Source organism: Gordonibacter pamelaeae (genome assembly GCF_003340385.1).
GTDB classification, from domain to species: Bacteria; Actinomycetota; Coriobacteriia; order Coriobacteriales; family Eggerthellaceae; genus Gordonibacter; species Gordonibacter pamelaeae.
In genome coordinates this window covers 33,311-53,025 of the sequence record NZ_PPTS01000011.1, presented here as the reverse complement: position 1 = coordinate 53,025, position 19,715 = coordinate 33,311, and the positions used below count along the sequence as shown (strand labels likewise).

The following is a 19,715-nucleotide window of genomic DNA, read 5'->3' as shown; positions in this document are numbered from 1 at the left end:
CGCGTTCTCACGCGGGCGCAGCGCCCGATTCAACAAAGAACAGAAAGGTGTTTGGAAGCCATGGCTATTGAAGCGTATTGCGTGAAGTGCAAGGCCAAGAAGATCATGCAGGACCCCGTCGAGGGCACGACGAAGAACGGCAAGCCCATCACGAAGGGCAAGTGCCCCGACTGCGGGACCACCATCTGCCGTATCGGCGCCGCGAAGAAGTAGCTCCGGCTCATCCAAATCCTTGGACGCGCCACGGCCCCCGGACTCCGGTTCGGGGGCCGTGTTGTATCATGTCCGGCCCTGCTCTCATGGATGTTTCACGTGAAACATTTTCCGTCTGCGTATTGTGAATAGTTGCGCTATAATCTGTCATCATGCGGGTGTCGCCAAGTGGTAAGGCCCAAGCTTCCCAATGTTTTGGCTGGCACGTTCCGCTAACTTCCCTTGCAAACCCATTTTCTAAATAATCCCACGTCAGAGGGCTTTTCTCTATTCACGTGCCTTCAGTGGGATGGGTTTGCGAAACGGGAGAAACACTGGAAATTCCAGTCCAGTTCCCGCGCTTTCCAACCGCGTATTCCGCATGGGGACGACCGTTCCCGAAGGAGATACGCGAACGCGCGGACGGTCGGCCGAAGGCCGCAGGGCAATAAGGCCCCGCTCCCGACTGCGATTCCGAAACCTCCTGACCTCCCGAGACGCGGCAGCGCCGCAGGTGGGAGGAAGCAAGATGACATGCAGGACGATAGCCGTCGCCAACCAGAAGGGAGGGACGGCCAAGACCGCCACGGCGCTGAGCCTGGGGGTCGCGCTCGCCAGGACGGGGGACCGGGTGCTTCTCGTCGACGCCGATCCCCAGGGAGACCTGACGAAGTCCCTCGGATGGAGGGACCCGGACTCGCTTGAGACGACCCTCGCCACCCACCTTTCCGCTGCGATAGAGGGCTCGGACGACGACCCTGCGGCGGGGATGCTCCGCCACCGCGAGGGCGTCGACCTCATGCCCTCCAACATCGAGCTCGCCGCCATGGAGATGGCGGTGTTCATGGCGATGTCCCGCGAGCGGATGATGGGCGCCTGGCTCGCGCCCATCAAGTCGGACTACGACTACGTCATCGTCGACTGCGCGCCCACCCTGGGAATAATCCCCATCAACGCACTGGCCGCCGCGGACAGCGTCCTCATCCCGGTTTCCGCCGAATACCTCCCGGCATCCGGCATGACCGGCCTCCTGAAGACCGTGGCGCGGGTCAGGAGGCAGATAAACCCCGGCCTCTCCGTGGAAGGCATCCTCGTCACGCTCTACGACTCCCGCAACAACCTCGCCAGGGACGTGGAGCGCACCGTCAGAGGCCAGTACGGGAAGGCGTACCGCGTCTTCGAGACCGTGGTGCCCCGCGCCGTTTCCGCCGCGGAGGCGGCCGCTGCGGGTGAAAGCGTATTCGCATACGACCCCGAAGGCAAGGTCGCCGCGTCGTTCTCCCGCCTCGCGGAGGAGGTGCGCCGTGGCTAGGAGGAGGGCGGCGGTGCCGCTGCCGAGCATCGACGACCTGTTCACGTCCCAGGAGGAGCGCGATTCCGCGGCGGCCGGGTCCGTGGCGTCGGTCCCGCTCGGCCTCATCGATCCGTTCCCGAACCATCCGTTCCGAGTCGCCGACGACGAGGAGATGGAGGCGCTCGCCGAGAGCGTCGCGGAGAACGGCGTGCTCGTCCCCCTGACCGTGATCCCGGGGGACGGCGGCAGGTACACGCTAGTGAGCGGGCACCGCCGCAAGCGCGCCGCCGAGCTCGCCGGCCTCGCGGAGGCTCCGTGCATTGTGAGGGAGATGACGCAGGACGAGGCCGTCATCGCCATGGTCGACTCCAACCTGCAGCGCGAGAGCATCCTTCCGAGCGAGCGCGCCTTCGCGTACTCCATGAGGCTCGAGGCGATGCGGCGCCAGGGAGAGCGCACCGACCTGACTTGTGCGCAAAATGCGCACAAGTTGAAGGGCAGGAAATCCAGGGACGTGCTCGCCGAGGAGCTCGGCGTGAGCAAGGACAAGGTGAGGCGCTACATCAGGCTCACCCACCTCGTCCCGGGGATACTCGACCTCGTGGACGAGGGGCGCATGCGGATGCTCCCCGCCGTCGAGGTCAGCTACCTCTCGCGGCGCGAGCAGGAGACGCTCCTCGACGCGATGCGGGAGAACGCCTGCACCCCGTCCCACTCGCAGGCCCTGAAGATGAAGCGCTTTTCGCAGGAGGGCGAGCTCGGCGAGGCCCTCATCCGCTCGATCATGGAGGAGGAGAAGCCGAACCAGGTCGAGTCGTTCAGGATTCCGAAGAGGAGCATCGCGCGGTTCTTCAGGCCGTCGGCGAGCCGCGAGGAGGTCGAGGCCCGCGTCGTGCGTGCCCTCGAGCTTCTCGAGCAGGCCGAGCGCAAGCGCGCCGCCCGGGGGAAGGGAGGGGACCCGTGGGCAATGTGATCCACAGGGGCAAGGGCTCCTTCACCCACGTCGAGAACACGGTGTTCTTCGACCGCGAGCTGTCGCTCAAGGCGAAGGGCATCTACTGCCAGATCCGCTCTCTCGAGGGCAACCCCGAGTGGGTCTTCACCATCCGGGGGTTCGCCTCGCTCGTGAAAGACGGCGTCGACTCGGTGTCCGCCGGCATCAAGGAGGTTGGGGCGGCGGGCTACGTCATCCGCGCCCGCAAGCGCGGGGAGGCGGGCAGGTTCCTCAAGGCCGAGGAGGCCACTTGGATCACGCTCGACGACCCCGCGATGCACGACGCCGTGGCCGAGGAGCTGCGCGCGGAGGGTTTCGCGATCCTCTCCGAGTTCGTCCGCAAGGACCGCGCCACGAAGGCGCGCGATTCCGTGGAGGAAGGCTGCGGCGCCGAGAAAGCCCAGGTTGTCCCCAGAACGGGAAAATCCGTATCTGGTCCGGCCACATCCGGAAAACCCAGATCTGGAGAACCCGGCGCTATTAATTACTCATGGGATAAAACCCCTGAATCCAATCAACAGCCCCTATCCTCCTCCCCGCGGGAAGCCGGGGACGAGGGAGGCGGCGGCTTCGAGCCCTACAGGAGAGGCGAGTTCCCCGAGGAGTTCGAGAGGCTCTGTGCGATGTCGATAAAGCCCGTCGCCTCCCTCAGGTTCAAGAGGTCCTGCCTCGCAGTTTGGGAGAAGAGGGTCGCCGAGGGATACCTGCCGGGCCAGATCGCGGACGCCTACGCCGCATACGCCGAGAGCTACCGCGCTCGCAACGGCGACGACGGCCGGCTCGCGAAGAACCTGGCGAGGTGGCTCGAGGGCGACGACGGCCTGCCCGTGTGGTCGGACGAACCCATACCCCCGGACGCCATGGGTTGCGACGGGGAGCCCCTCGACATGGAGGGCCTCGCGAAGGCGGACCCGGGGTTCGCGAAGCTCTGGCGCAGGGTCGCCGCGCGGCGCAGCGTGATCCTGTCGCTGCTCTACGACCGCAAGCCCGGGGCGTCGAGGGAGGAGTTCGAGGCGGAATGCGAGGCGGACGAGGCGCTCGCGAGGCACATGGAGGCGTGCGAGGAGCGTTACGGGCGCTACCTCGCCCTGTGCGACTCGATGGAGGGCGGCGCAGCCGCGGGAAGGAGGGCTGCGTCGTGAGGATCGTCGTGCGCTTCGCCCGATGGCTCTTCAGGGCCGTCTTCAGGTTCATGTAGGAGCCCCGCCGGCCGCTTCCCGTCTGCAGCCCCGGACAGCGCCCGCCTCGCGGATTTTCCGTAGGGACGGGAGGGCTGCGCTTATAATGAGACGGTCACCCTAATTGAATATTCGTACGCCAAATACCGGACAGAGGGGCATCTGCTGTTTTGGGTATTTGGCGTACATTTCCCAACAGGGTGACAACTGAGGTGGATGCCTCTCTCTTCATGCCCCTGAGGCCTTCTTCCCTCGGTGACGAGCGCCTAGGAAAGGACGCCCTATGAAAGGCACCCCATTGAACACCCTACCCAAAGAATCCGTCGACGCAATCGTGCGCTCGACCGAGCGCATCGAAGGCGCGGCGTCGATCCTCGCGATGCTCGAGGAGAAGGCGGACGGGGGGCGCGTGACCCCGTCGGAGATAGCCGCCGTGAGGTGCGTGCTCGAGAGCTGCGCGGCGGAGCTGGACGAAGCCTGGAGCCTTGCATAACGCAGTCCAGCAGCGATCTGAATCCGACCTTGAGCAGAATGCGATGCTCGTCAATTTAACGATAAGTACTACGCTGCGTCCAAGCGTATTGCATCAAACTGTCAACGGCGAATCTCGTTCGGCCGGCGAAGGCAGCTTAAATCTCACCCAGGAAATAGTGATCGTCGGATTCGTTGAACAGGAGTCCGAGATTGGTTCCGCGATGGAGGGAGTTCGCGCCCTCCCCAAGGGCGCTCCAAGACTCTTCGTGGCTTCCGGCCGCCCAACACGTCGCCTCCTCCAGACAGTCGAGAAAGTACCTGGGATTCTTTTGGCATTCAAGATGGAACAAATGAGCCAGCTTTCCCTTCGTCTCGTTGTCGAAATCACCCTGCAATCCGTAGAGAGCGTGTTCCAGATTTCGCGACATGAAAAATGGAAGGTAGCGTACCCTCACCCTGTTGATGGTCAGCTTGCTTATCCTTGAAAGCTGCAGCATCGCCGACTTCTTCCGGGCGTTCCTTTTTTGAATAGAGCGAGGATTCGGGGCTTCAATGCGGTCTTCTCTATACGTTAACGCCTGCCCATCCTCGGCCAAACAACCATGGAATCATCAATAAACGCCCCGTCTGTGTCCATGATATGGACAATGCAATGAATGTCTTTTGCCTTATATCCTGGGTTGGTATCTCTCAAGTAATCTTCGACAAATGTCTTTACGGTGTCTCTGATACTGTCCTTGATCCGGTAGAAGGTCGGATATTCGATTTGCGCAGTCGTGACATCTCCGTGAAATGACGCGGAGTCCGAGTTGAAGGAGCTCTGGATAAGCAAGTTGACAGGACCCCTGATGGCCGTCTCGTCGCTTGGTCCCTCGACGAGAAACAGCACGACCTTTTTCTTGCTAGGCATCGACCCCTCCCTTCAAGGCGTTTAGGAAGGAATCGAAGTCCGAATCGATCTCCTTGGCGTTAGAGGCTTTCCAGAAAGCGGAATCGATACGGGCACGATCGGTCGGTCGATAGACAGGGTGTTTTTGCCCGCCGAGAAGCACCGCGCGCAAATACTGATCCCTAAGGTTGTTTGTGGCCTTGTTCCCCTTGAACCTCTGATAGCGATCATCGGCGTCCGTGGTCGTCATGACGATGCATTGGGTCGGCAATATCTCGAGGGGCCTGAGATTATGCGCCGTGAAAACCAGTTGGCCGCGTCCGCCGCCGGCTATCGATTGGAGGATTTCTCCCAGAAGAAATTCGAATATACCCGAATCGAGTTCGTCTATAAACACGCAACCGTTCTCATCACCATAGGCAAGAACGAGCAGAGAGAGAATGGAAACAAGCTTTTTAATGCCGTCAGATTCATAGCGCAGGGGAACCTTTACTCCATCCCGTGAAGAAAGCAGATCGACGCGCGCACCCTTCGAGCCATCCTCGAGCAGCTCCGCTCCCATGTGTCTAAGCTCCATGGTCAAGCCGGGAACAAGGGATTCCAGGACAGGATTCAGTACGCGAATGTTCTCTTCCAGCTCTTTGACTCGCTCTTCGCTGTGAACGGAAGGAGAGTCAAGGGAGAAAATGGGGCCGTTCTCTCTATCTAAGTCCAGTTCGGAAGGGATGTAGATGAAGTCCATCGTTGGCATGTTCGAGGCAAGCGAGGGCAGCACACGAAGGCCTTTCCTCAGTTCGACGAAATCGATTCCAGCCTTGCAAAAGGGAAAAACAAGCATCTTTCCCGCAGCCTCTTTTGCGTCGTGGACCGTTTTCCCTTGCTCCTTTTTTTCGCTGACGTAACTGGCGAACAAAGAGAATAGATGGCTGATTGACCCACCGAAAAACACCGACCTTGTGCCTTCTATCGCCATCGCTTCAATTCCTCCGGCAACCTTCCTGGCCTCCATCGAAAATCTTTCTACGCTTTTCCAGTATTTGAATGGCGTCCAGGAAATCTTGACAGAGGTGCTCTCCTGGTCGGAGGGCTCACTATCTTTGAAGGATGCTTTCGTCCAAGAAAGAACTCGGCGCTTTCCTTTCTCGTGCGTCAAGTCCTTCAGCGACTCACTGGTGAGTACTGCTCGTGATCCTTCTTCGGGACGGGAAAGAACGATACGGTATTCCCATTTATCCAGGCCGCTCTCTCCCACAGTAATTGCAATAGAGGCACTGTTTGACCCGATTCGGATGATATTGGAGGATCCGTCAGGCAGCTCGTTTCCGGATATTAGAAAGTCGATATAGTTTACTGCGTCGATGAGGGCGGTTTTGCCCGATCCGTTTTGCCCGTAGATTCCAGTGACACTTCCGCCTGAAGGAAGATTCCTGAACGAGACGACCCCGTGATTGACGGTTTTGATGTTCTCGAGCTCGATTTTTGTAATCCTCATACGAGTTCCTATTCTGAAAGGAATTAGACAACGCTATTTTATCTATTTTGGAATAAAAAATATCATTTTTATCAAGATAACGCTTTATGAAGAGGTAAATGGGATTGCCAAGCCATCTGATTCGGATATCGTTGACCCTGGAGCTTAAAGCTGCCGAATGTCTACTTCTTTAGCGCTCCGTCTGCCTCCCCGTTCGATATTCTTCACTTGAAGCCTGTCGGTGGCTCAATCATTGGATAACATATTCTCAAATGACAGTTAATCGTCAATCGAAGAGGTCAAAGCGGGGACGGAAAGTGGCGAAGACAAGCAGAAAGCCAATCTCAGCACATGTCGAGCGAAGACTCTGGGCGGAGTCTGCCGGCAAATGCATGAATCCAGATTGTCGGGCCGATCTATTCATCAGCAATGGAGACATTGCTGAACGAGCCCATATCGTCCCATATTGCGAAAGCGCGGAGAACACGTTCGACAACCTTATTCTCATCTGTCCAAACTGCCATACGAATTTCGACAAGAACTCCGCTTTCACGGCAGATGAAGTGAGGGAATGGAAGTCGATTCGTCACGCAGAAATCGATCGCGTTTTCGGAAAGACGTTCAGTTCCTTCGACGACCTGCGCAAAGAGGCCGCACCTCTGCTCGCCCGAAACAAGTCGATATACGAGAACTACTACATGAAGGACAAGCGAAGACTGTGGGATGTTTTTGAAAAGGAAATAATCGTCAACAACCGAAAGCTTTGCACGATGTTCGAATCGAACTTGTGCCTGTTCCAGAACCACAAGGACAATTCCTTCTCCAACCAGGCCGCTGTCCGCGATTTTATCGACCATGCTAAGGAGTTCGAAGCCACCAGAGATGAAACGGAAAGGCAAAGGTCTATTCTTTTCCCCGAGGTCATCAATTCCATCTTCGGAATCCAGCCCATAGAAGGTGCCCTGCTCCCCTCTGCAGAATCCCTAGAGCTGCTAATCGAAGAGCTTGACGAACAGGGGCGATTTATAGATGTTTCTCTAGATGCAGAACGTCCATTGTTGCAAATGATGGAAAACGGGAAAGAGACGGTAGTTTATCTTGACGATACACCGCGTATCCGACAGATGTACCATGACGCCCGCTGCTTCAGGCGTGCCGAGATGAGGCTAGACAGCTTGATTTTTGCCCTAAAGCACTTCCATCTGTGCGGAAAGAAAGCAACTCGCAAGTCGAAGACAAACCTTAGGGAATATATGGCGAAAGGAAAATGCTTCTTATTCGTATACGAATACTGTCTGAGCTACGCAGAGTTGGCCCGTTTAGCGCCGGCAGAACATACCGTTGTCGTCAACTTGCATAGATGGAACGGTAAGCAATGCATTTCCGAACATTTCCGAAGAAGCCAAGGAACTTGCGGAGCAAATTAACGTGAAGCTCCTCGATATGGATAGCTTCTTCCCATTCGTTCGCAAGCTATGAACCATTTGAGACTCATAGACATTCTCGACAGCAACCTAGAACTGTTTTCTCAGTTTGATCATGTCTATCTGTTCGGATCTGCGCTGAGTGCTTCAGGGCTCAGCGCAGGCAGTGATATTGATTTGCTGCTACTGTACTCGAAATATTCCGATCAACTGGTCTCCGGATGCGAACAGATATCCCAAAAGTTAGGCAACGAGACCGGTAGAGTAGTCGACTTAACGGTCCTCGGCATCGACGAAGAGCGACATGTCGGATTCTTGGATAGAATCTCGCCTCATTATAGAAAGATAAAATGACCATTTGGCAGAACACCAGGCATAGCCTGTCGTACAGAATGCTTTCGGCGTGGATTCCAGTAGAGGGGAAGAAGGCGCCAACGGTCACGCCCGCATGTTCGGCGCAGGGCGTATCGCGCTCTGGCGGGACACCGGCTCTGTGCGCCAATCCGGCATCGACAAGATCAGATACCCGGAACTCATAATGAAGCTTGCGAACCAGCAGGGCGGGACAATCAAGAGGCGCGATGTCGAGCAGCTTTTACACCTGCAGACGAAACAGGCTTACCGCGAGCTCTCGAAGCTCGTCGACGCCGGCGAGCTCGTATCTGTCGGGCGTGGGCCGGGAGCCCATTACGAGGTCTCCCGATAGGCCAATCTCCGGGACGGTATCAGGACAAGTCCCAATTAATCAGGACATGTCCTGATATTGTCCTGATTAATCTCTCCTCGTCGGCAATGCGGCCGATTAGGAATGCCCGTTCTGAAACCGCTCCACCGGCAGTCCAGTTCCGCAAGAGGCATTCCCGCTGACCATCCGCCAAACGGGAACATCGCCCGATGCGCGCCGTCCTCAGCAAACGAGCAGCACGCAAATCGATCCTCGCAACGTTCACGAAGTCGCAGACACGGCACCTTCCTCTCCTTGCTGAAATAGCTTACGTCAGCGTAAACGAACTCAGCATGTCCGGACGAAATCACGACTGCATTCCAGCCTTCATCGAGCCTCTTCGCTCGTCGAAACATCGCGTCTCCGTTTCCCGACCCCTCCTTCCGCCCCGCCCCGCACAGCCCCGTCGGGCGCCATGCGGCCGCAAGGCTCTCCTCTGGCGCAAGGGTCGCGGAAAACCTTCCTCCTGCGTCGGAAGCTCGGGCCTCCGGTTTCCCCTTCCTCCCTTGCGCCCGGAAGCGCCTTGCGGGCTGTGATCGCCAACGGGGCTCGGCACAGGGCGGAGCCAGGAAAGCGAAGGAGGTCCCGGATGGGAAACAGGGCGATTATCACAACGCGTGAAAGGAAGATCGGGCTCTACCTGCACTGGAACGGCGGTCGCGACACCGTCGAGCCTCTGCTTCGGTACTGCGAGCTCCAAGGCTACCGCCCGCCCAGCTCCGACAGCTACGGGTGGGCCCGCATCTGCCAGGTCGTCGGCAACTTCTTCGGCGGCACGCTGTCGGTCGGCGTCGGCCCCTACACCGACGACGCGAGCATGGACCCCGGGGACAACGGCATCTACGTCATCGACGGCTGGCGCATCGCCGAGCGCCTCACGACGGAATACGACGAGGACTGGAAGCCCGCCGGCGTCCGAGACGTAGAGCCGTGCGAAGAGCAGCGCTCCTACGATTTCGACGAGATGTTGCGCGCCTTTGACGAGTCCATGCCGGAAGACCTGCGCCTCGGCGAGCTTCTCGACTCCGTCGAGGTGCCGGCGGGCGAGCTCGAGGTCGGCGACGAGGTGTGGCTGCGCGAGCACGAGAGCGGCTGGAAGGCCTACCCCGTAGTCGGCTTTGGGCAGCCTGCCGGCAACGCGATAGCCGTCCGGGTGGAGACGGCCGACGGGAAGGTCAGCGTCACGTATCCCGATCTACCCTACGTAGCCCGTTACGACCACGACGGGGACTTCTCCTGGAACTCCAACAACTACGTGCACGGGGAGACCGCCCGCATCAGGTCTCGTCGCGAAACGGGCTGGGAATGCCCGGCGGGCGCGATCGACGTGGTGGCGATGGAGGACGATATCCTCGTGCTCGTTGAAGTGTCGGCGAGAACCGCCGACGAGGGCGGCTTCCCGGAGGGCAGCGGCCTCGAGGGGCGCAGGCGCCGCGAGACGGCCGCCATCGCGTACCTGGCGGAGCATGAGGACGTCGACCGCCCCGTCCGCTTCGATGACGTGAGCCTGGTGGTCTTCGGCGAGGGCAAGGCCTTCCTTCGCCACCACATCAACGCCCTCTCCGACGCGGTTCCTGTTGCCGGCAGCTCGCTTCCCTCGGAGGTCGCCTAAGGCCTCCTGACCCCTCCGAGGGGCGCCCCCGGCCTTCGGGCCGGGGGCGGATTGAAAGCCCTCGCGCCGCTCGTCGCGCTGAAAGAAGCGCATCGGCATGCTTCGATTGCAATCGGACCTCGCGTCCGTTATTCTTCCGTCATGAGAAAGGGGCTGCCGAATCGGCAACCCCTCGTTCATCGGTGAGGCTCTAGTGGCGGCTAGGGTCTCACTTCGTCTTTACGCGCACATGCGTGGTTTTCGTACCTTTGCGGACGATGCGGCCGGTCGTGGATACCCGATAGACAGGAACCCTGATTCTGACTCTCGCCATTTTTAATCACCTCCCTTCTTCAGCGGTTGATCCCAGGAATTAATGCATCCTGTGCTTGTGGTTCGCTAGCGTCTTTGCGGAAGCGCTCTTCGTCCTCTTGGCTGTGCCGCTTTTGGCCAGCAGCGATGCCGCTTTCCCGACTTTGCCACCGTGGTGAACTCGTGCCATTCGATTACCTCCCTTCAGATTGGTCGCTTCTTGGATGTATCTTCAGACGGAACCGTCGAAGACCCGTCATCTATGGGTCGCGCGCAGCTGCGTCTTTGCCGCAGCTAAGCTCACCTGGTATCTGCTCGCGATTGCATTTGCGTCTAGGTTGACGATGCTCTCGTAAGGCATAAGAATCTCGCCGGCAAGAGCATTCGCCTGCCATTCCGAATCCTCGAAAGCCTTGTGCGGAACATCCTCCCGCATGAGCCGAACGCCGAGCCCCTCGTGCAGAAGCAGGTGCGATATTTCATGGGCGACCGTGTAGCGGTCTCTTCCGCGGCCGTCACATGCGCCTTCGTAGACATCTTCTCGAAGCAAAATCCGATGCTTATCCGGATAGGTCATTCCGTGATCGATGCCAAGCTGGTCCTTCGAACAGATTTCGTACTCGAAATCCTGATAAAGTGCCGGCAGGACATGCTCGAGCATTTTCATAATGGGAAACGGGCCTTCGCCGTTATAGCGGAGATGCCCATGGATTGCGCGGGCGAAAGCGCGCAGGTCCCTTCTGCCGAGAGGGGGGACTTTCATTCCTGTCACATATCCAGACACATCATTCCTTTCCCTTGTTCAGGATGTCCCATATCCTGTCCTTGTCTTCATCATCCAGGTCGGAAAACCTTCGCGCGAAGGCGATGGCGGTATTTCGGTCTCCCTTCGAGAGCGACGAGGCGTCTATCCCGATGCTCCATCCGCTTGCTTCGGATACGCAGGAATAAAGGCTCTGCTCCAGCTCGTCTGCAAGCGCGTAAGCCCGTCCTACCTTTTCGGCAAAACCCTGCGGGGGCTTCCTTCTCCCCGTTTCGATTGCCGAAAGGGTCGAACTCGGCATGTCCAGCCTTTCCGCCATGTCGCGAAGGAGCTGGTCGTTGTCGAGCCTGAGCTTTCTGAGAAACTTTCCCAGTGGCGTTAGCATGGTTTCTCCTTTCAACTTCTAATAGTGTAGCATAGTTCTACACTTTGTAAATCTATTTTCTAGTTTGTATACTCATATCTCCGGGCAAAGCAAGAGGCCTATTCCGTGTACACAGCCCCCGGAATAGCTCTTGGCCGCCTTGCCTGACGTCTGCCCCGAGCCCTCGGAAGAGGTCCGGGGCGTCCCCGTCTTCGGGACGGAACGCCCCGGACCGGGGCGGCGGGAGCGCGGCCCGCCTGCGGCTCGGCTACGCTCCGTGCGGGGGATACCCCGCGCCCCTCGGGCGTCGGCCCGCCCCCGATTTCGAAGTCCGAGGAGGCGAGCCGGAAGATGGAAAGGCACCCGAAACAGCTCCATGTGCGTATGTCCGACCGGGAAATGGAGTCCGCTAAAGGTCTCGCCCGCGGACTCGGCATGACGGTCTCCGACCTCATCCGAGTCCTCCTGCAGCTGCCTGCGGAGGAGGTGCGAGGCGGGGCGAGGCTCGTTGTGGTCGACCGCACGACGGCGGCGCGGCTATCCCGCGAAATGACGCGTTGGGGGCACCACTACAACCAGGCGGTCCACGCCCTCAACGCCATCGCGTACTATCTGAGGGCGAACGACATGGAGACTGCGGAGGTGGTCGAGGAGCTGTCACGCGCCGAGCGCAAGCTTTGCCGAAATGCAGCCCGGGGTCGAGTCGCTGAGGCGAGCGGTGGCGGAGCTCTCCGGAAGCGTCCTCGCCGGGCTGGGGAGGTGACGGGCGTGCCCATGCTCAAGACGATATCGGGGCACACCTCGGCCAAGGGGATCAGGCGGTACCTGACGAAGGAGGGCCGCGCGCTCGCCGAGGACTACATCAACCTCGAGCCTCCAGCGCCGGGGAGGCCGTTCGACTGGGCCGAGGCGATGGACAGGATCCGGCGCCTGTACGGCAACGACTCCGCATGGCGGGGGCGGCGAGCCCGCACCTACAAGCACTACGTTGTCTCCCCGGATCCCAAGGACCGCATCTCGCTCGACGGGCTGCGCGCCCTCGCGACCGGATGGGCGAGGAAGTGCTTCCCGGACCACGAGGTCGCCATCGTCTACCACGACGACAATGCAGGAGGCATCCCGCACGCCCACGTCGTCGTCAACAACACCAACCTCGAGACGGGCCGCAGGCTACAGGACCCGGACCCGAAGGCGCTCGCAAGGTCCTTGCAGGGGGCAGCCGAAAGCCTAGGCATGTCGCCGCTGGAGGCGGTCCCGCGCTCAAGCGTCGCCGCCCGGGCGGAGCGCCGGCGTCCGAGGCCCGCCGCCAGTACGCGCCGCGAAGAAAATGTCGGGCGCGCCGAAAAGGAGCTCTCCGACCGCGGGGAGTACTCGTGGGTTGCCGACATACGGGCCAGGGTGAGGGTGGCGCGCTCGGTGGCGAGGAGCGAGACGGAGTTCAGGAGCCTCCTCGGATCGTTGGGCGTCACGGTGTCGGAGAACTCCCCCCACGCGCCGAGGCGAGACTGGGTGTACGCGTTTGCCGACCGGCCGTCACGCAGGGTGAGTGGAGAGCGCCTGGGGCTGTCCTACAGCCGGGAGAGGTTGGAGCCCGTCCTTCGAACAGGAGGCTTCCGCAGAATAGCGGACGCCGGGGAGAGAGCAATAGCCGCAGCCGCCCGAAGCGCCGTAGAGTTGGGGGACCTCGAGGAGCTTAGGACTCTTTCCGAAGCCGTGGCGCTCGTCGAGTCGTCGAGGGCGACGTGCGTCGCCGATCTCGATCGTCTGGCGATGGACGCACGCGGCGCCGAGCTCGCAGCGTACGCACGCCGTATCGGGATGCTCCCCGAGCAGCGCCCCGAGCCCCGGCTCGGGGCCAAACCTTCGAAATCCTGTCTTGGAAGGGTTGCGGGGAACCGGGGGTCGCGCGGGATCGGCTCCGCGGAAACGCCGCGGACGCCGGAAAGGCAGGAGAGGGGAAAGCAGAGATGATCCTGAAGGCGTACTACTCAGGAGGCCGCATCGACGTCTTCGACACCGACCACCACGTCGACGCGGTGCCGCAGAGAGGAAATCTCCTCGCCAACTACACGCTCGACCTCTCGGATGTCGCAGGAGACGGCATTTGGCTGCGCTCCTACTATCACGAGGCGGCAGAGGCCTACCGCGAGGAGCCGGGACCGACGGGGCTTCCTGTGGCTCGCAGACGGGACGGGTGGAGCTTCCTGGTCGCGGATGCGGATGATCTGGAAAGAATCAACCGCCTGACCGTTGACGGTGAGACGGTGCTCATCAGGGTCGCGGGGGATTTGGTGGACGCCTCTGCGCTTTCCTGGGCGCGCGAATGCGCCGAGGAGGTCGCGCCGGGCGCCCTCTCCGCTTACGCTTTCCTCGTTGGGATATCCGACGGGGGCGAACCGATCGCACCCGAGTCCATAGGCGTTCCCGCCTCCTGCTTCAGCGCACTGCTAGCGAACGAGCGGCAAGGTTTCACGGAGGAGCCCCGTTTCTAGCGCCTTGATTACTCCTGGGAAAAATGTGATAGTTTGGCACTGCTCTTTTCCCTTCGCCTTCGGGTTGGAATGTGTGTTAAGGTGGCGACGGGGAGCCCATCAGGCTGCCCGGGTACGAGCCACGCGCGGGGAAGGAACCCCTCTTATGGACAAGATGTCGAAATCCCATGAGGACTATCTCGAGGCGATCGTCATGCTCGGCGGCGCTGTTGGCTCATCAGTCCGATCGGTCGACGTTGCGAATAAGCTAGGGGTCTCTAAGGCCTCTGTGAACAAGGCAATCGGCCTTCTTAAGGACAAGGGCCTCGTCGAACAACCCTACTACGGAGACATCACGCTTACCGAAGAGGGTTCGCGTTACGGCCGCACGGTCCTCGACCGGCATCGCATGCTGTTCTTCTTCTTCACGCAGGCCCTCGGCATACCAGAGGACCGTGCCGACAAGGAGGCTTGCCTTATGGAACATGCCATAAGCGACGAGTCTTTCGAAAAATGGAGGTCCTATATCGCGTCCCTCGGACTCGAATAGCCTCGACGACCGCTGTGATTGGTCCGTGGAAACAGCAGCAGTTTAAACAGGATCCCAGGGGCACCGATACAGGCGAAGCATCGGGGCCCCTGGGCGATATTCCTGTCAGATGGTCGCCGAGGGACGTTGGCCGGGAAATATGCTGCCTGTCTGATAACAGTAGCTTGCCCAGTTTCCTTGTGATATGATTCATAAAGTTAACTATAGTAAACTTTATTCAAGGAGATGCCGATGGTTGTCGGGGTGAGAGCTCTGCTCCAGGAGGGCAGAACGTATTCGTACGGCGATCTGCAGAGCGCCTTCGGTTTGGATGAAGACCAATTTCCGCTCGCGTTCGACACTCTTGTCAGAACGCGCCGCATCCGCCTCGTCATTTTCGATCGCGGATTTGCTGCCCTGTCTCCGTTCGAACGGGACCTGCTTTGGCGGGTGGCGGGTGGAAAGGCGCAGGGGCTTCGGCATGGAAAGGAGGCCGTGTGGTCCAGGAGGCAGACGGGATTCCCTGCCGTTCCCTCCCATGCGTTCGAAGAGTCCGGGAAGGGGCGGTTTTGCGCTGCAGCCGGCCGTGAGGATTCGGCTTTGGCTGGATAGAAAGGGCTTGTTTTCGAGATTGTTTTGAAGACGTGAAGAAATTATTAGCTGTAACTAACTAATTAAGAGTCGCTTCGTTTCGTCAAGGTGATTAGCCTTAGATAACTAATGTTCGAAAGCCCGTCCCACGAATGGACGCTGAAAACATGCTTAACCGGGCGATGGCAGCTCTCCTCGTCTGGCTGTTCGTCGCAAGCGATAGGCCCCAGAACCTTCCTGAAGCCTATCGCTTGAACGTCGTAAGATATACCTGCGCCTAACTATTTGTGCTTGTAGCCAGTGTAGAAGGCCATAACCGCGCAGATCATCCCAGCCCACGCCCATATCTTGTGCATCTTCACGCCTGTCGCCTCCTCTCCTGCTTTTGGCGTACAAGGTAGAACCTTGGAAAGTACGATACGGTTGACTTCCTGACCCGGAGTCATTATCTTATAAAATGTAAACATAAGATAACTTTTTTCAAAAATGCACGGGTCTCGTTTTACGTGTTCGGACGTCGAGAAAGGTGGTCTTGCATCTATGAAAAGCCAGACGAAGTACGGTCTTCTTGTCGGAGCGGGTTTTCTTGTCGGGAGCGTCGGGCTCAAGGCACTGACCAGTCAGGCAGCGCGAAGGGTATACGTTCAAGGCATCGCCAAGGGGCTGCAGGCCAAATCGTGCTATGAAGGCATCGTCGAGCAGGCGCGAGCCCAGGCAAGCGATATTATTGCCGAAGCTCGCTATGCCAACGAGCCTGCATCTGGCGTATCGGACGTTGCGCCTGATACGCCAGACGAAGAAACGGTAGCCTGCGAGGAATCGGAAGAGGCCCAGTCCTCTGCCTTGGCGACGGCGAAGAAGTAATGCGATGCTTCATACAATCGAGCACGAGGTGCCCGGGCGCGTTCGCATTCTGCTCGATGGAAGCGTACGTCCTTCGGACGTCTCCGTTCTCACGCGCGCGCTGAGCGCGGAGGCCTGCGTCGAGAAAGTCGTGGTGTATCCGAAGATCGGAAGCGTCGCCATAAGCTATAGCGGCGGAGCAGAAGGCCGCGCCCGGACGCTCAGGCATGTTTCCGCGATCGACGGGCAGGTTATGGAGCGGGCGAGGGTCGAATGCGGCACGGAGATGGGCGCGCGTGCGAGCTCCTTGGTTACCGACCTTGCCGTGCTCGCAGGGTCGTATCTCGCGCGTCGCTGGTTTCTCCCCGCGCCGATCCGGGCGGTGGTTGCGCTCCTGCGCTACCTGCCCTTTCTGCGCGCCGCATTGCGCTCGCTCGCACGCGCGCGTCTCGACGTGCCCGTGCTCGACGCGGCGGCCATCGGCGTGTCTCTGCTGCAGCGCGATCCCAAAACGGCCGGCCAGACCATGTTCCTTCTCGATTTCGGCGAGAGGCTCGAAGAATACACTCGGGCCCGCAGCGAGTGCGCGCTCATATATTCCTTGCTCGATATCCCCGAGACGGCGCAGCTCGTGCGCGGTTCGGAGGAGGAGCGGGTGGAGACGGCCTCGCTTGTCGAAGGGGACCTCATCGTCGTGCGCACCGGCATGCCTGTGTGCGTGGACGGCGTGGTCGAGAAAGGGTGCGCATCGGTGAACCAGGCGGCGCTCACGGGCGAGCCTCTCGCGGTGCGGCGTTCGGAGGGCGATGACGTGTTCGCCGGCACCGCCGTCGAAGAAGGGGAGATTTTCGTCCGGGTGAAGTCGGGCGCGTCCTCGACGAAGCTGCGCTCCATCGTCTCCCTCGTCGAGCAGTCGGAACGGTGCAAAGCGGAGTCGTATTCGCACATGGAGAGGCTTGCAGACGGCATCGTGCCCTGGAATTTCCTGCTCGCTGGGCTCGTCGCCCTTTCCACGCGCAGCTTGACGAAGGCGTCTGCGGCCCTCATGGTCGACTATTCGTGCGCGCTCAAGCTTGCAAGCTCTATCGCGGTGCTCTCCGCTCTGACCCAAAGCGCCAAGCAGGGATTCACGGTCAAGGGTTCGCGTCATTTCGAGGCGATGGCCGAAGCCGATACCATCGTCTTCGACAAGACGGGCACGCTCACCGAGGCGACGCCGGAAGTGACGCGCGTCATCGCGTTCGGCGACTGGAGCCGCCGCGAGGTGCTGAGGCTCTCAGCGTGCCTTGAGGAGCATTTCCCTCATCCCGTGGCGCGCGCCGTCGTTCGGGCGGCGGAGGCGAGGAACCTCAAGCATCGGGAGAAGCACTCCGAAGTGGAGTACATCGTCGCCCACGGCATCGCGTCGTCCCTCGAGGGGAAGCGGGTCGTCATCGGGTCAGAGCATTTCGTGGTGGAAGACGAGGGCGTGCTGATCGAGGAAGAGAAAAGGGAGCGCATTTCGAGGGAGACGGAGGGCCTCTCTCCCCTCTATCTGGCGGTCGACGGCGAGCTTGTGGGCGTAATAGGCATCGAGGACCCGATAAAGCCGAACGTCCCGACGGTGCTTCGGGATCTGCGAAGCCTCGGGTTCGGGCGCATCATCATGCTCACCGGGGACAACGAGAAGACGGCCGAATGCATCGCGAGGCAGGCGGGCGTCTCCGAATTCCATGCGAACCTCCTTCCCGAAGACAAGCACGCTTTCGTGCGAGCCTTGCGCGAGGAGGGCGCTTCGATCGTGATGGTGGGCGACGGGGTGAACGACTCGCCTGCGCTTTCCGAGGCGAACGTGGGCATTGCGATGGGCGAAGGGTCGGCGATCGCTCGCGAAGTGGCGGGCATAACGCTCGTTTCCGACGACCTCTCTTCGATCGTTGCTTTGCGCAAGCTCTCCATGGCACTCATGGACCGCATGGGCGGCTCGTTCGCGTTCGTCATGGCCGCCAACAGCGCGCTGCTTGCGGCGGGGATCGCGGGAGCTTTGTCTCCCCAGATGTCTTCGCTCCTGCATAACGGAACCACCGTCGCGATGAGCATGCGCAACGCCGCCCCCTACCGTCTTCCCTGATGCGGAAAACGGAGAATCCGGAGAGACCGAGGAGCCGCTGTTTGGAGTGCGGCGCGGAAGCGCCTCGGAAACGCGAGGTCGCCGAAAGGATGCGCTCATGCAGAACATGGGGATCGTGGAGGATACGCTGTTCGTGCCGCTGCTCGGGAGGATCTACGCCAGCGAGCGGTTCCCGAACATCCTGCGCGACGACGCCGCCCTCTCGCTCAAAGATAGAATCCCCCGCGATATCGCGGAGAGGGGCCGCCAGACCCAGTACACGCTCATCGCCTCGGCGGCGCGCTCGGCGAACATGGACCGGATCGTGGAGGGGTACCTGGCGCGCAATCCGGAGGGCGCCGTGGTCCAGCTCGGGTGCGGGCTGGAGACGGCCGCCCAGCGCTCGGGAGCCGACGGGGTAAGGTGGTACGCCGTTGACCTCCCGGCAGTCATCGAATACCGGAGGGCCCTAATCCCAGAGTGTTCGCGTGAGGAGTGCATCGGGGCGGATGCGTTCTCGCGCGAATGGATCGAGCTCGTCCGCCTCAGGGAGCCCGACTCGCCGATCCTCGTCACCGCCGCGGGCCTTTTTCACTACTTCGAGGAAGGGGACGTCGTCCGGCTGCTAAAGACGCTGCGGGACTACGGGGACGTCGAGGTCGCCTTCGACGCCGTGAGCAGGACGGGCCTGGCGATGATGAGGGCCAAATACATGCGGCAGGTCGGTCACGGGGAGGCGAGGATGGGTTTCTGCGTCGGCTCGGCCGCGCGGCTCGCCGAGCAGGTCGGAGCCGGCCTGGTGGCCGAAGGGAAGTACTACGAATCCGTGCCCCGTGCAGGGCTCGCCGCGTCAACGAGGGCGAGCATGGCCCTGTCTGACTTCCTTTCGATGGTGAAGATGGTCCATCTCGACCCGGGCTCTTCGGCCCCCGGTCGAGATGGCGTGCTCCGTCGCTAGGCTTCGGCGTTTGAGCCCCTCCGGCTTCCAGCAGGCAATCTCTTCGCGCATTCGGATGAAGTGCCGGTAGACTCCGCCTTCCCGCATGATAGAATCATGCGATCCGCGCTGCGTGATGCACTAAAACTCATGTCGATGACCTGGACGGCGTCGGACACCGTGCTCACGCGGTGAATGTTGGTTCCAAACGTCTTGCCCCGCACGGGCTCGCGGATCCCCTTCGTTATCGGATACTCGTTCTCGGGACCGACGGAGTTGGTCGCCTCGATTAGCCAATCACTCGAGACGCTGCGTTGCGGATGGGATCGAATCTCTCCAGTCCCAGCTTCAACTCTTCGCACAGCCTCACGAACTCGTCGGCTCTCATGGCGCGCTCGCCGTTGAGGATGCGCCCGAGCCTCTTGCGGTCGACCCCCACGCGGCGGGCAAGCTCAGCGACGGGAATGCCTCGCTCGAAGCGCGCCTGTTCCATCCTGGCGGCTATAAGGTCTATGTGATCCACCGTCCTCCCGTGCGCCATCGGAGCGCTAGGGGCGCTCCGCGTCGGCGAGAGGGCGCCCCTCC

Annotated in this window: 21 protein-coding genes; 16 read left to right on the top strand and 5 right to left on the bottom strand. The window is 60.4% G+C overall.

Features of this window, described 5'->3' with window-relative positions:
* The first annotated feature begins 60 nt into the window (after positions 1–60).
* The 6 genes from C1877_RS15390 (at position 61) to C1877_RS15205 (ending at position 4,617) form a co-directional block, all read left to right on the top strand.
* Entirely contained in the window at positions 61–213 is a 153-nt protein-coding gene (locus C1877_RS15390) for a DUF5679 domain-containing protein (RefSeq protein WP_015539288.1), read from the top strand.
* A 508-nt stretch (positions 214–721) separates the two neighbouring features.
* On the top strand, positions 722–1,504 hold the full coding sequence (locus tag C1877_RS14385) for a ParA family protein (protein WP_015539289.1): 783 nt from the start codon (positions 722–724) through the stop codon (positions 1,502–1,504).
* Complete coding sequence (locus tag C1877_RS14380; protein WP_114569468.1) at positions 1,497–2,459, top strand: ParB/RepB/Spo0J family partition protein; 963 nt, start codon at positions 1,497–1,499, stop codon at positions 2,457–2,459. Before C1877_RS14385 ends, C1877_RS14380 begins: the two co-directional genes overlap by 8 nt.
* Positions 2,447–3,622: a helix-turn-helix domain-containing protein gene (locus C1877_RS14375; protein ID WP_114569467.1), complete on the top strand. Its 1,176-nt coding sequence runs from the start codon at positions 2,447–2,449 to the stop codon at positions 3,620–3,622. The genes C1877_RS14380 and C1877_RS14375 overlap by 13 nt, the downstream gene beginning before the upstream one ends.
* 319 nt (positions 3,623–3,941) lie before the next feature.
* The gene (locus C1877_RS14370; RefSeq protein ID WP_041239177.1) at positions 3,942–4,151 is read left to right on the top strand and encodes a hypothetical protein; all 210 of its coding nucleotides are present in this window, start codon (positions 3,942–3,944) and stop codon (positions 4,149–4,151) included.
* 43 nt (positions 4,152–4,194) lie between these two features.
* A complete protein-coding gene (locus tag C1877_RS15205; protein WP_147274568.1) occupies positions 4,195–4,617 on the top strand; it encodes a hypothetical protein in 423 nt (140 codons plus the stop codon).
* Positions 4,618–4,703: 86 nt separating this feature from the next.
* On the opposite strand, the gene C1877_RS14360 is transcribed toward C1877_RS15205, so the two are convergent.
* Together C1877_RS14360 and C1877_RS14355 are read right to left on the bottom strand one after the other, a co-directional pair.
* Positions 4,704–5,042: a hypothetical protein gene (locus tag C1877_RS14360; protein ID WP_015539291.1), complete on the bottom strand. Its 339-nt coding sequence runs from the start codon at positions 5,040–5,042 to the stop codon at positions 4,704–4,706.
* Positions 5,035–6,513 carry an AAA family ATPase gene (locus C1877_RS14355; RefSeq protein WP_041239178.1) on the bottom strand — a complete coding sequence of 493 codons (1,479 nt, stop codon included), beginning with the start codon at positions 6,511–6,513 and terminating at the stop codon, positions 5,035–5,037. Before C1877_RS14355 ends, C1877_RS14360 begins: the two co-directional genes overlap by 8 nt.
* 296 nt (positions 6,514–6,809) lie before the next feature.
* Here C1877_RS14355 and C1877_RS14350 point away from each other — a divergent pair, with 296 nt between their 5' ends.
* From C1877_RS14350 to C1877_RS14335, 3 genes are all read left to right on the top strand, one after another.
* Entirely contained in the window at positions 6,810–7,919 is a 1,110-nt protein-coding gene (locus C1877_RS14350; RefSeq protein WP_244909869.1) for an HNH endonuclease signature motif containing protein, read from the top strand.
* A 445-nt stretch (positions 7,920–8,364) separates the two neighbouring features.
* Entirely contained in the window at positions 8,365–8,622 is a 258-nt protein-coding gene (locus tag C1877_RS14340; protein WP_015539295.1) for a type IV toxin-antitoxin system AbiEi family antitoxin domain-containing protein, read from the top strand.
* 607 nt (positions 8,623–9,229) lie between these two features.
* Positions 9,230–10,252 (top strand): YraN family protein, encoded by a 1,023-nt coding sequence (locus tag C1877_RS14335; protein WP_220149921.1) that lies wholly within the window; start codon positions 9,230–9,232, stop codon positions 10,250–10,252.
* Positions 10,253–10,799: 547 nt separating this feature from the next.
* Here the strand turns inward: C1877_RS14335 and C1877_RS14330 are convergent.
* Positions 10,800–11,327, bottom strand: a complete 528-nt coding sequence (locus tag C1877_RS14330) for an ImmA/IrrE family metallo-endopeptidase (protein WP_114569466.1) — start codon at positions 11,325–11,327, stop codon at positions 10,800–10,802.
* A 1-nt stretch (position 11,328) separates the two neighbouring features.
* Positions 11,329–11,691, bottom strand: coding sequence for a helix-turn-helix domain-containing protein (locus C1877_RS14325; protein ID WP_015539298.1), 363 nt, complete (start codon positions 11,689–11,691; stop codon positions 11,329–11,331).
* 414 nt (positions 11,692–12,105) lie between these two features.
* On the opposite strand from C1877_RS14325, the gene C1877_RS14315 reads away from it, so the two are divergent.
* The 7 genes from C1877_RS14315 to C1877_RS14285 all read left to right on the top strand — a co-directional run bounded on the left by C1877_RS14315 (position 12,106) and on the right by C1877_RS14285 (position 19,151).
* On the top strand, positions 12,106–13,641 hold the full coding sequence (locus C1877_RS14315) for a relaxase/mobilization nuclease domain-containing protein (protein WP_244909868.1): 1,536 nt from the start codon (positions 12,106–12,108) through the stop codon (positions 13,639–13,641).
* Positions 13,638–14,162, top strand: coding sequence for a hypothetical protein (locus tag C1877_RS14310; protein WP_015539299.1), 525 nt, complete (start codon positions 13,638–13,640; stop codon positions 14,160–14,162). Before C1877_RS14315 ends, C1877_RS14310 begins: the two co-directional genes overlap by 4 nt.
* Positions 14,163–14,307: 145 nt before the next feature.
* Complete coding sequence (locus C1877_RS14305; RefSeq protein WP_015539300.1) at positions 14,308–14,691, top strand: metal-dependent transcriptional regulator; 384 nt, start codon at positions 14,308–14,310, stop codon at positions 14,689–14,691.
* Positions 14,692–14,922: 231 nt separating this feature from the next.
* Positions 14,923–15,282, top strand: a complete 360-nt coding sequence (locus C1877_RS14300) for a hypothetical protein (RefSeq protein ID WP_041239180.1) — start codon at positions 14,923–14,925, stop codon at positions 15,280–15,282.
* A gap of 519 nt (positions 15,283–15,801) precedes the next feature.
* Positions 15,802–16,125, top strand: coding sequence for a DUF6110 family protein (locus tag C1877_RS15385; RefSeq protein ID WP_015539304.1), 324 nt, complete (start codon positions 15,802–15,804; stop codon positions 16,123–16,125).
* 232 nt (positions 16,126–16,357) lie between these two features.
* Complete coding sequence (locus tag C1877_RS14290; RefSeq protein WP_231847585.1) at positions 16,358–18,214, top strand: heavy metal translocating P-type ATPase; 1,857 nt, start codon at positions 16,358–16,360, stop codon at positions 18,212–18,214.
* A gap of 97 nt (positions 18,215–18,311) precedes the next feature.
* Positions 18,312–19,151 carry a class I SAM-dependent methyltransferase gene (locus tag C1877_RS14285; RefSeq protein WP_015539306.1) on the top strand — a complete coding sequence of 280 codons (840 nt, stop codon included), beginning with the start codon at positions 18,312–18,314 and terminating at the stop codon, positions 19,149–19,151.
* A gap of 268 nt (positions 19,152–19,419) precedes the next feature.
* On the opposite strand, the gene C1877_RS14280 is transcribed toward C1877_RS14285, so the two are convergent.
* Entirely contained in the window at positions 19,420–19,653 is a 234-nt protein-coding gene (locus tag C1877_RS14280) for a helix-turn-helix domain-containing protein (protein WP_083809260.1), read from the bottom strand.
* Between the last annotated feature and the right edge of the window lie 62 nt (positions 19,654–19,715).